The 10,771-nt window shown below is 65.7% G+C and carries 10 protein-coding genes; 2 read left to right on the plus strand and 8 right to left on the minus strand.

Annotated elements, in window-relative coordinates; all coding sequences use genetic code 11:
* Positions 1-97: 97 nt before the first annotated feature.
* Positions 98-433, minus strand: a complete 336-nt coding sequence (locus Q0S71_RS01060; RefSeq protein WP_295990172.1) for a hypothetical protein — start codon at positions 431-433, stop codon at positions 98-100.
* 9 nt (positions 434-442) lie between these two features.
* The gene (locus Q0S71_RS01065; protein ID WP_295990173.1) at positions 443-889 is read right to left on the minus strand and encodes a hypothetical protein; all 447 of its coding nucleotides are present in this window, start codon (positions 887-889) and stop codon (positions 443-445) included.
* A gap of 348 nt (positions 890-1,237) precedes the next feature.
* Here Q0S71_RS01065 and Q0S71_RS01070 point away from each other — a divergent pair, with 348 nt between their 5' ends.
* On the plus strand, positions 1,238-1,843 hold the full coding sequence (locus Q0S71_RS01070) for a DUF642 domain-containing protein (protein ID WP_295990174.1): 606 nt from the start codon (positions 1,238-1,240) through the stop codon (positions 1,841-1,843).
* 102 nt (positions 1,844-1,945) lie between these two features.
* On the opposite strand, the gene Q0S71_RS01075 is transcribed toward Q0S71_RS01070, so the two are convergent.
* The 3 genes from Q0S71_RS01075 to Q0S71_RS01085 are packed head-to-tail and all read right to left on the minus strand — an operon-like array spanning position 1,946 to position 4,788.
* Positions 1,946-2,290, minus strand: coding sequence for a hypothetical protein (locus Q0S71_RS01075; protein ID WP_295990175.1), 345 nt, complete (start codon positions 2,288-2,290; stop codon positions 1,946-1,948).
* Between the two features lie 3 nt (positions 2,291-2,293).
* Positions 2,294-2,803, minus strand: a complete 510-nt coding sequence (locus Q0S71_RS01080; RefSeq protein ID WP_295990176.1) for a hypothetical protein — start codon at positions 2,801-2,803, stop codon at positions 2,294-2,296.
* A gap of 8 nt (positions 2,804-2,811) precedes the next feature.
* The gene (locus Q0S71_RS01085; RefSeq protein ID WP_295990177.1) at positions 2,812-4,788 is read right to left on the minus strand and encodes a thiamine pyrophosphate-binding protein; all 1,977 of its coding nucleotides are present in this window, start codon (positions 4,786-4,788) and stop codon (positions 2,812-2,814) included.
* A 273-nt stretch (positions 4,789-5,061) separates the two neighbouring features.
* Between Q0S71_RS01085 and Q0S71_RS01090 the strand changes: the two genes are divergently transcribed.
* Positions 5,062-6,717: a tetratricopeptide repeat-containing glycosyltransferase family protein gene (locus Q0S71_RS01090; RefSeq protein ID WP_295990178.1), complete on the plus strand. Its 1,656-nt coding sequence runs from the start codon at positions 5,062-5,064 to the stop codon at positions 6,715-6,717.
* A gap of 38 nt (positions 6,718-6,755) precedes the next feature.
* On the opposite strand, the gene Q0S71_RS01095 is transcribed toward Q0S71_RS01090, so the two are convergent.
* The 3 genes from Q0S71_RS01095 to Q0S71_RS01105 all read right to left on the minus strand — a co-directional run.
* The gene (locus Q0S71_RS01095) at positions 6,756-7,568 is read right to left on the minus strand and encodes an ABC transporter substrate-binding protein (RefSeq protein ID WP_295990179.1); all 813 of its coding nucleotides are present in this window, start codon (positions 7,566-7,568) and stop codon (positions 6,756-6,758) included.
* Between the two features lie 54 nt (positions 7,569-7,622).
* Positions 7,623-9,218 carry a tetratricopeptide repeat protein gene (locus Q0S71_RS01100; RefSeq protein ID WP_295990180.1) on the minus strand — a complete coding sequence of 532 codons (1,596 nt, stop codon included), beginning with the start codon at positions 9,216-9,218 and terminating at the stop codon, positions 7,623-7,625.
* A 6-nt stretch (positions 9,219-9,224) separates the two neighbouring features.
* Positions 9,225-10,771: EAL domain-containing protein (locus tag Q0S71_RS01105; protein ID WP_295990181.1), on the minus strand; the 1,547-nt coding region annotated here is incomplete at its 5' end.

Consider the following 10,771-nt stretch of genomic DNA (forward strand, 5'->3'; position numbering starts at 1 on the left):
CCGTCAACCGGGTTGATGAATTCTTGCCTTGGAACTGCAACTTACCAGCAGCTCTCTGAGATTACGCCGCTTCCCAGCGGTGTGACGCCATCATCGATCAAATTACCAACCCACTCAAGACGTCACTGGGCAGACGCTTACCGCGTTCCAGCGGCACGCCGCATTGCGTCGCCACCATGGCCGCGATGGTCCAGCCGGTGCCGGGCGCCTGCTGATAGTCGGGGAAACTGGTGCCGTGCAGGCCGGTGAGCGGCGCCAGTAAGTCGCGGCCGAAGGCGCCCGGTTCGGTGTAGCCCTCTTCCAGGCTTTCGACGTAGATCAGCACCAGGTTCTTCGGCTTGGCGGCCGTCAGGACGACCGATCCCGGCGGCACATAATTCGCGCCAAAATAGTCGGGACCGAAGCTGGCCGTCACGTACTTCAGGGCCGACACGTCGCATACCTAGAACGCCGTCGCGCCCAGCATCAGCAGTTGAGGAAACCAGCCATGCAGCCGGTACAGCAGCGCGCGGCAACGCTGCGGGGTTTTCGCGATCACGCGCCAGACGCGCGGTTCGCCGTACCAGCACAGCGCCAGCAGCAGCAAGGGCACCAGCACGCACCACTTGACAAACCTTTCGGCGAAAACGGGATCGCTCGTGCGCAGCAGTTCAAAGCCGTAATTGAGATGGTAGGTCAGCTGGTCCAGGTCCGGCTTGCCGAAAGAACGGTGGATCCAGAAGCTGAGGCAAAACAGAAAGATGGCGAGCAAATACAAGCCGCTGCGCATCAGGCGCGGCCCAGCCGTTTTCAAAAGGCTAAGCTTCGTCGCAATAGATATTTTCATCGTAACCTGGTCATGGCATCGTTGACGCCGTCGTCGAACATCCAGCGCGGGCATGGATTTCAAACGCGGCGACCATGCGAAGGGATGTCCCTCGCACGGTCGGGCGGGCGTTAAACGATGAATATCGTCTACTTGCCATCTTCTCAATGGCGTGTGTCGTAGAGATTTCTGAATCAGGCAGTTTTGTATCGAATTGTTGAGATTGCGCTACGTAATTTACTTGCCGTATCGCTAGTTTCGTATTAGCGCGGAGGCCAACGCTGTTGCAAACCGGCTGCGAAATGATTTCCATACAGACATGTTAATTTCAAAATTCGCATTGAATTTGTGAAATTCTGGAAATTAATGTTATATTAAGCATTCCGCGACGGAAAACCGCTTCGTTCGCGCCCGACCTCAAGGATGAATAATATGATCTCGAAAAAATATCTGAAAGCTGCCCTCGTCGCAGCTCTGCTGTCCACCGGCTACGCACAGGCGTCGGGCGAACTGGTCTTCAACGGCGATTTCGAAACCTACACCGGCACCGCGTTCAGCGGCTACACCACGCTGGCCGTCGGCGACACCACCCTGACCGGCTGGACCGTGGGTGCGCAGTCGGTCGACATCGTCAACGGCAACTACGGCGCCATCAGCGGCAACAGCATCGACATGCTGGGCACGCCGGGCCCTGGCTCGCTGCAACAGTCGCTGTCCACCGTCGCCGGCCAGAAATACACGCTGAAATTCGACCTGTCGGAAAACTCCGACGCGGCGCCGCAGCTGTACGTCAGCTTCGACGGCGGCACCACGCTGGCCCAATCGTACCTGGGCACGGGCACGACGCATTCGTATATGCTCGACTTCACCGCCGGCGCATCGACCGTGCTGAAATTCACCAGCGCGGCGGCCGGCAACGGCGGCGCGGTGCTCGACAACGTGTCCGTGATGGCCGCCGTCCCCGAGCCTGAAACCTACGGCATGCTGCTGGCCGGCCTGGGCCTGCTGGGCTTCATCGCCCGCCGCCGCAAGGCTTAAGCACTGCGATACCGCAAGGGCGCGCCCGCCGCGCCCGCCGCATAAAAAAAAGCCCGCCGGCGATCTCCGCTGCGGGCTTTTGCTTTGGTGCGGCGAAATATCCTATTCCGATTTTTCGCCCAGCACCGTCGAGAGATACGTGACGATCTTCTTGCCGCGTTCCGTGTCCGGGCTTTCGCCCATCATCTTTTGATACAGCTTGCGCGCGGTTTTTTCGTCGAAGGTCTGGGTCACGATCACGTTCGGCGTGTGGCATTGCGAGCAGGTCTGCTTGACCAGCATCGCGTTCGGCCCCGGCGGGAACGGCGACGGATCGCCGCTCTCGTCGACGGCCGCCGCCGGCTTGGCCGCGTCGGCGCTGAACACGAGCCGGCTGGCCGGCACGACGGCCAGCGCCAGCAGCACGACGGCCGCGTATTTGAATTTGCTGTTGATTTTCCTGGACATTTTCTACTCCATATTCAGTCGGAAGTTTTCCCACATATAGTCGGCCCAGTATTCGTTCATGAACAGAAACAGCTCATGGGCCAGATTGATGATTTTGCCGGCGCCGTATTCGTAGTCTTGCCGACCGCCGCCTTCCAGCGCCAGCTCCAGCGAAACGATGCCGTCGCGCAGGCGCGCCGTCGCTGTCGCCAGTTGCGGATCGACGCGCCGGTGCGCGGGCACGTCGGCGGCCGCGCGGCCTTTCAAAAAGGCGCGCAACTCCTTGTGCATCATCGAGTCGCGCACCACGCCGGGCAGCAAGTCGACCAGCGCCAGCCGCCGCTGCGCCAGGTCGACGCCCAGCGTGAACGGCTGGCCGTACAGCCAGCCGAAATGGTACTCGGCCACGCCCGGCTTGCGGCGCTCCATGCGGTAAGCGGAAAACACGCCGCGGCCGGCGTACTGGCGCAGCACGGCACCGACGGCGTCGAGGCCATCGACATCGACCACGGCATCGGAAGATTGCTGATCCATGCGCCGGCCTAGTGGTAGTACGACGTCACGCCGGGTTCGATCTTGCCGAGGAAGCCGGGCGGGAATTTCTCGCGCTGCCAGTATTCCTTCTTGCCCTGGACGTTGATGACGGTCGGCATGCCGGTGTCGACGGCCGTCTTCCACGCCTTCTTCAGCGCCGGCGTGAATTCCTCCGGCTTGCTGACGTAGATGCCGTGGCCGCCCAGCGCCTCGGCCATTTTGTCGTAGCGTATGTTTTCCTGGAACAGGTGCATCGGCACGACGAGCGGTTCATCGTCCTGCAAATACCAGGTGCCCCAGGCATTGTTGTTGTAGACGATGATGATGGCCGGAATGCGCAGCTTGGCCAGCGTTTCGATTTCCATGCCCGAGTAGCCGAACGAGGCGTCGCCCATGATGGTGACGGTCGGATGGCCCTTGTACGCGGCCTGCGCGCCTATGCCTTCCTTGACGGCGACGCCGGCGCCGACCGCGTAGCCGACGTCGGCGCCGACGGTGCCGAACTGGTACTGGCCGTTCATGATCTGCGCCGGCCGATAGGCGCGCAGCCAGCGCCGCGTGTAGCGGGCGATGCCGAAGCCGCCCGAGCCGATCAGGGTCTGCTCTTTCGGGATGGCGCCGTGGTACAGGAAGTCGGACAGCTCCTTGGCGATGACGGCCGGATGGACCGCGTCCTTGTAGCCGAGCACCTGCTTGTAGATGGCGTCGTTCTCGTCCTCGAAGGCCTTGCGGGCGGCCGCGATTTCGGCGAGCCAGTCGTCGTGGCGCATGGCCGGCGCCTCGCGCAGCAGCACTTCCAGCGCCGCCTTTTCATCGCTGACGATGCCGACCGCGATGGGCAGGTTGCGGCCGATGTCCTCGGCCGCCATGTCGATGCGGATGTAGTGGGCGTCCGGGCCGAAGGCGTATTCGCCGATGTTGGGCATGCAGTACTGGCCGACCAGCATCACCACGTCGGCGCTGGCCAGCGCGGCCGGGGCGCAGGTGGCCGACAGCGCATGGTCGTCCGGGAACTGGCCGCGCATGGCGCCCGATTCGACCACGGGAATCTGGGTCTTCTCGGCGAACTGGCGCAGCGCGTCCCAGGCCTTGCTGTAAAACACGCCGGTGCTCGACACGATGATGGGCCGCTTGGCCGATTGCAGCAGCGCCACCGCCTTGGCCACGTGGGCCGGCGAAGGATGGGGCCGGGCATCGGTGCGGTACAAGCTCTTGTCGAAGTTGTAGACGATGTCGCCCGGCTTGTTCAACTTGCCGTCGCCCGCTTCGGCCGTGAAGTCCAGGTGCACCGGGCTGGGCACGCCGGTCTTGAGCTGGCGGAAGGCATAGGCGGCGTACTCGTGGTTGCGGTGCGGATTGACCAGGCGCTTCTGCCACTTGACCAGGCGCGCCGTCACGCTCTGCTGCTCGATCAGCTGGATCGCCGCCTCGGTGTCCTCCTCGCGCACGCTCTTGTTACTCGACAAGAACAAGATCGGCGTGCGCGCGGCCTTGGCGTTGGCCAGGCCGGAAATCAGGTTGGTGAAGCCCGGACCTTCGGTGCCCGACGTGGCCGACACTTCGCCCGTCACGCGGGTGAAGGCGTCGGCCGCGTGGCTCATGGAGCGCTCGTCGCGGCCGGTGTAGACCGGGATGCCGATGGCGGCCATCGCGTGCGTCACCGTGTAGTTGCCGGGGCAGCAAAACAGCGCCGCCAGTCCCTCGGCCTTGCAAGCCTTGGCGAACAGCGTGGCGCCGTTCATCGGCAGCTTGGGCACCTCGGGCGGCGTGGCCGCGGCGGCGGCGAATTGCTTGGGCAGCGGCAGCTGGCCGGCCGTGTCCTTGGCGGCGGCGGCGGCGGCGGTGGTGGCGGCCGACAGCGCGGTGGCGCCGCCGGCGGCCAGCAGGCCGGACGCTTTCAGGAAGTTGCGGCGCGATGGGCGCGGCTCGGTATCGGCGTGGAGCGGGGACTCGGCGCCATCGGATGGATCGTCGTGCTTGTTCATGGATTATCTTTCTTCAGCAGGGCCGGCATGGCGGCGCGAGCGGCGCCATGCCGGCGAGGAGGTACGCGGCTAACCCGGCACTGTGGCGGAGCTTGACTGTGCCAGTATGGGCGCTTTGAAAAGCGCGGTAAAGAGTGAAACTATTTTTTTGTGAAAACTTTTTCGCTGTCCACGACACATCATCCGGCAAGTTGTTTTATTTAAAATCCGGCCGCGCGACGGCGGCGATTGCCCGCATACTGACGGCATCGATGGTTTTTTCAGCACAGTTAGATGAACGATAATGTGAACAATCCCGCCGCCGGCGGCTCCCCGTCCACCGCCCAGGCCACCATGGAGCGGGCGGTCGCACTGCACCAGCGCGGCGAGCTGGCGCAGGCCGCCGCGCTGTATCTGGAGGTGATAGACGCCGAGCCCGACCACCCGCACGCGCTGCACATGCTCGGCGTCTACGCGCTGCAAAGCGGCGACCTTCAGGCCGCGCTCGACCTGATCGAACGCGCCGCCGCGCTGCTGCCGCACGAGGCCGCGCCGCAGCTGAACCTGGGCGCCGTCCTCAAGCGGCTGGAGCGCTACGACGCGGCGCTGGCCTGTCTGCGGCGCGCCCTCGAGATCGAGCCGGAGCATGTGACGGCGCTGAACAATTACGGCAGCACGCTGCTGGCCATGGGGCGCGGCGCCGACGCGCTGCCGTGGCTGGAACGCGCGCTGCGCCTCGACCCCGCCTTCGCCGACGGCTGGAACAACCTGGGCAACGCGCTCCACGAATTGCAGCGCCATGCGGAAGCGCTGCTGTGCCTGGACCGCGCGCTGCTGCTGCAAGCGCAACATCCGCAGGCGCTGTTCAACCGCGCCAACACCCTGCAAATGCTGAACCGCAGCGGCGAGGCGCTGCGCAGCTACGCGCTGGCGCTGCGGCACGATCCCGAGCACGTCGACGCCAACGTCAACATGGCCGTGTGCCGGCTGCTGGACGGCGACCTGGAACACGGCTGGCCGCAATTCGAATGGCGCTGGCGCAAGCCGGCCTATCAGGCGCTGCGGCCGGCGGCGCCGCCGCTGTGGCATGGCCAAGGTGCGCTGGCCGGCAAGACGCTGCTGGTGTACGCCGAGCAGGGCCTGGGCGACACGCTGCAATTTTGCCGCTACGTGCCGCTGCTGGCGGCGCGCGGCGCGCGCGTGATCCTGCGCGTGCAACCGGCGCTGGTCACGCTGCTGGCGACGCTGGCCGGCGCCCATCAGGTGCTGGCCGACGATGCGCCGCTGCCGCCCTGCGACCTGCAATGTCCGCTGATGAGCCTGCCGCTCGCCTTCGCCACGCGCCTGTCCACCATCCCCGCCGACACGCCCTATCTGCGGGCCGACGCGCGGCTGGCGGCGGCGTGGGGGGCGCGGCTCGGGTCGGACACCACGTCGAAGCCGCGCATCGGCATCGCCTGGGCCGGCAGCGCCGGCCACGCCAACGACCGCCAGCGCTCGATGGCGCTGATCGAGCTGCGCCGCATCGTCACGCCGGCGGCCGATTTCATTTCGCTGCAAAAGGATGCGCGCGCGGTCGACATGGTGCAGCTCGACGGCGATGGTGACAATGGCGGCGATGGTGGAAACGGCGGCGGCGGCATCCGCCAGTTCGCCGCGCTGCAAACGGATTTCGCCGCGACCGCCGCGCTGGTGGCGCAGATGGACCTGGTGATCTGCGTCGATACGTCGATCGCGCATCTGGCCGGCGCGCTGGGCAAGCCGGTCTGGCTGCTGCTGCCGTTCGCACCGGACTGGCGCTGGATGCTGGGCCGCGACGACAGCCCCTGGTATCCGACGATGCGGCTGTTCCGCCAGCCACGAGCCGGCGACTGGGACGCGGTGCTGGAACAGGTCGTCGCGGCGCTCGGGCTGCGCCTGGCCGGCCACGCGGCGCCGGCCATAAGCTAGAAGACGATGGCGGAGCGGGACCGGCGCCGCCGGCGCGGCTACGGCTTGTCGAGATCCGGGTCCAGGCCGTATTTGCGCAGGATGCGCGCGGCGCTGCCGTCGGCGCGCATGGCCGCCATGGCTCCGCGCCAGCTGGCCGCTTCCGCGTCCGAAAAATCGAGCGAACCGGCCAGCCAGATTTCGCCGGCGCGGAACGGCAGGCTGTAATCGAAATCGGCTTCCTTGCCATGGCCCAGATTGAGGGCGCTGCGGCGCACCGCCTCGCTGCCATAGCTGGCGTCGGCCAGGCCCGTGGCCACCATGCGCATGCACTCGCTGGCGGTGGCGCATTCGATCAGGTGCTGGAATTTTTGTTCGGTCAGCGCCTCCAGGTGCAGGGAGCCGCGCAGCACGGCCACGCGGCGCTTGCGCAACTCGTCGAGGTCATTGACGTTGACGCTGCCGTGGCGCGCCACGAACACGAAGCGCTGCATGTATAAATGGGCCAGCCAGCGATACTGCGATTCGCGCTCCGGCGTGCGCGTCAGCGGCAGCACGGCGATGTGGTGCAGATTGGCCGTCATCATCAAGGCCCGCTGCCATGGATAGAATTCCACCTTGGGCGGCGTACCGAGACGGCGCGCCAGCTCCTGCACGATTTCGACCAGGGCGCCCTGCCCGCGCGGATCGCTTTCCGTGGCGAAGGGCGGCAGCTCGCCCGCCACCAGGCGATAGGGCTGCAGCGGCGCCGCGTGGCAGGCGCCGCACCATAGCAAAGACAGCGACAGCGCCAGCGGCAAGGTCCGCGAAAAAAACAGCGGCGCCGCGCGCCGCAGCCGGGCCGGCACCTGCCGCACCATCGATAGCACCATACGACTTCCCTTTCCAGCGGCTCAGCGAATTTAAACCGATTCTATCATCGCCATTTACGCCGGCGGCGTCTCCAGCCGCTCCCGCACGTGGGCCAGCTGCGCCGCATCCATGCGCGCGGCGGCGTTCTTGCGGTATTTGAGGGCCGCCGGCAGGCCGCCGCGTTCGGCCATCGCCAGCCACAGATAGGCTTGCGCCATATCGGCCGGCACGCCCTGGCCGCTGAAATACATCAGGCCCAGGTTGAACTGCGCGCGCACATGTCCCTGCCGGGCCGCCTGCAAATACCAGCCATGGGCCGCCGCATAATCCTGCGCCAGGCCCTGGCCGTTATCGTAGCGCAGCGCCAGCGTGAACTGGGCCAGCGCGTGGCCCTGCCCGGCCGCCTTGCGATACCAGCCGTTGGCCTGGGCGCTGTCCGGCGCGGGGCCGTCGTCACGGTCGAACAGCATGCCAAGCATGTACTGGGCCGCCGCGTAATCCTGATCGGCCGCGCGCCGGTACCACGCCATCGCCTTGCGATGATCCTGCGGCACGCCGCGCCCCGTTTCGTAGCGCAGGCCGAGGTCGAACTGGGCCCGCAAATGGCCCTGGTCGGCCGCCTTGCGATACCAGAAAATCGCTTCGCCATGATCGGCCGCCACGCCATGGCCGCCGTCGTACAGCAGGCCCAGATGATATTGCGCCGCCGGGTTGCCCTGCTCGGCCGCCTTGCGGTACCAGAACTGCGCCTGTTCGTAATCCTGGGCCACACCCTGGCCATGGTCGTAGCGCAGACCGAGGTTGTTCTGCGCCGCCGCGTGGCCCTGCCCGGCCGCCTTGCGATACCACTCCAGCGCCTTGTGCTCGTCGCGCGACACGCCCTGGCCGTTGTCGAAGATCAGGCCCAGATTGAACTGCGAGCTGGCGTGATCCTGGTCGGCCGCGCGGCGATACCACAGGATCGCCTTCTGGCTGTCCTGCGCCACGCCGTCGCCCTTGTCGAAGCGCAGCGCGAGGTTGAACTGCGCCGGCGCGTAACCCTGGTCGGCCGCCTTGCGGTACCACGACATGGCTTGAGCGGCGTCCTGCGGCACGCCCTGGCCGTTGTCGTAGCGCAGCCCGAGGTTGAACTGGGCCCGCGCATATCCCTGCTCGGCCGCCTTGCGGTACCACGCGATGGCCTGCCTGAAATCCTGCGGCACGCCCTTGCCGGTGTCGTACATCATGCCCAGATTGTTTTGCGCGCCGGCGTCGCCCTGTTCGGCGGCCTTGCTGAACCAGTGCATGGCCAGATGGCTGTCCTGCCCTATGCCCTGGCCCTTCGCGTACAACCAGCCGAGGTTATATTGCGCGGCCGCGTAGCCCTGCTCCGCCGCCAGCTGATACCAGCGCGCCGCCTCCGGATAATCGAGCGCCACGCCCTGGCCCTTCTGGTACATCACGCCGAGGTTGTACTGCGCGTGCTCCAGGCCCGCCGTCGCCGCCTGCCGGTACCAGGCCACGGCCAGCGCATAGCTCTGCGCCACGCCCTGGCCGTTGAAGTACATGAAACCCAGGCTGTGCTGGGCGTTGGCGACGCCGCGCTCGGCCAGCGCCTTGACCCGCAAAAATTCGGCGGTGTAGGCGCTGCCGGCGGAAGCGTCAGCCTCGGTCGGGGGGAATTTCTGCATGCGCGCTCAGGCCTGGATCGCGGTCATGTGATGCGGCACCGCATGCAGCGCGTGCGGGCGCGGCGGCTCGAGCTGGTCGCCGCGCTCGAGCTGAAGAACGTTGATGAAGTTCGGCAGCGAGATCGGACGGTGATAGAAATAACCCTGCATCGTGGTGCAGCCGTTCGCCTGCAGATAGCGCGCCTGGACGTCGGTCTCCACGCCCTCGGCCACCAGGTGCAGCCCCAGTCCGCGCGCGATCGAGATGATGGCGAGGATGACCGGATAGTGGCCCTGCTCGTCGTGGATCTCCTTGACGAAGGACTGGTCGATCTTGATGGTGTGGATGGGGAAGCGGTGCAGATACGACAGCGAGGAATAGCCGGTGCCGAAATCGTCGATGGCCACCGAGACGCCGAGCTGGCACAGTTTGTTCAACTGGTCGATGGCGTACTGCGGATTGCGGATGCAGATGTTTTCCGTGATCTCGACTTCGATCTGCGCCGGCGAAATGCCGTAGCGCGTCAGCGCGCCGCGCATCTTCTCGAAGAAGTCGCCGCGGTCCAGGTATTGCGGCGACAGGTTCAGCGACAGGCGGATGTTTTCGCCGCCGGCCGCGTTCCACAGCAGCAGGTCGCGGCACAGGGCGCCCAGCATCCAGTCCGAGATCGGCAGCATCAAGCCGTTGTCCTCGGCGAAGGGCAGGAACTCGCCGGCCGACAGCAGGCCGCGCTGCGGATGGTTCCAGCGCATCAGGCCCTCGGCGCCGATGATGCGGCCGGTGGCCACGTCGACCTGCGGCTGGTAGTACATTTCCAGCTCGTTCTGCTCGAGCGCCTTGCGCAGGCTTTGCTCGAGCGCGATCTTCTGGTGCGACACGTCGAGCATCGAATTGTGATAGAAGCTGTGGCCATTCTTGCCCAGCGCCTTGACCTGGTACATGGCGATGTCGGCGTGGCGCAGCAGCTCGTCGATGGTCTCGCCGTCGCCCGGATAAATGGCGATGCCGATCGAGGCCGAGATATGCACTTCATGACCATCGAGGTCGAAGGGCTGGTGCAGGCTTTCGAGGAATTTGTCGGCGATGGCCTTGGCGTCCTGTCGGTCGCGCAGCTCCGGCAGCACGATGGTGAACTCGTCGCCGCCCTGGCGCGCCAGCGTGTCGCCGCGGCGCAGACAATCCTTCAGGCGCAGCGCGACCTGTTGCAGCAGCTCGTCGCCCTTGACGTGGCCCAGCGTGTCGTTGACCAGTTTAAAGCGATCGAGGTCGACGAACATCACGGCCAGTTCCGTCAACTTGCGCTTGGCCTGGATCACGGCCAGGCCCAGGCGGTCCTTGAACAGCATGCGGTTCGGCAGGTCGGTCAGGATGTCGTGGTAGGCCTGGTAGGAAATGACTTCCTCGGCGCGCTTGCGGTCGGTGATATCGCGCGCCACGCCGTAAGTGCCGAAAAATTCATGGCGCTTGACCTCGTGGTCGGGGATATGCATGCCGATCGCATTGAGCGAAATCGTCATCAGGGTATTGCTGAAGGTGCGTTCGATGCCGCCGCCGTTGTTGCACTTGAGCCGCA

Origin of the sequence: Rugamonas sp., assembly GCF_025354735.1 — a bacterium.
Lineage (GTDB): Bacteria > Pseudomonadota > Gammaproteobacteria > Burkholderiales > Burkholderiaceae_D > Rugamonas.

Bases quoted from the DNA above. Each gene is read 5' to 3' on its own strand.
- Q0S71_RS01075 (WP_295990175.1), bottom strand. From the start codon at position 2,290: ATGTCCAGGAAAATCAACAGCAAATTCAAATACGCGGCCGTCGTGCTG.
- Q0S71_RS01085 (WP_295990177.1), bottom strand. From the start codon at position 4,788: ATGAACAAGCACGACGATCCATCCGATGGCGCCGAGTCCCCGCTCCAC.
- Q0S71_RS01070 (WP_295990174.1), top strand. From the start codon at position 1,238: ATGATCTCGAAAAAATATCTGAAAGCTGCCCTCGTCGCAGCTCTGCTG.
- Q0S71_RS01100 (WP_295990180.1), bottom strand. From the start codon at position 9,218: ATGCAGAAATTCCCCCCGACCGAGGCTGACGCTTCCGCCGGCAGCGCC.
- Q0S71_RS01095 (WP_295990179.1), bottom strand. From the start codon at position 7,568: ATGGTGCTATCGATGGTGCGGCAGGTGCCGGCCCGGCTGCGGCGCGCG.
- Q0S71_RS01090 (WP_295990178.1), top strand. From the start codon at position 5,062: ATGAACGATAATGTGAACAATCCCGCCGCCGGCGGCTCCCCGTCCACC.
- Q0S71_RS01080 (WP_295990176.1), bottom strand. From the start codon at position 2,803: ATGGATCAGCAATCTTCCGATGCCGTGGTCGATGTCGATGGCCTCGAC.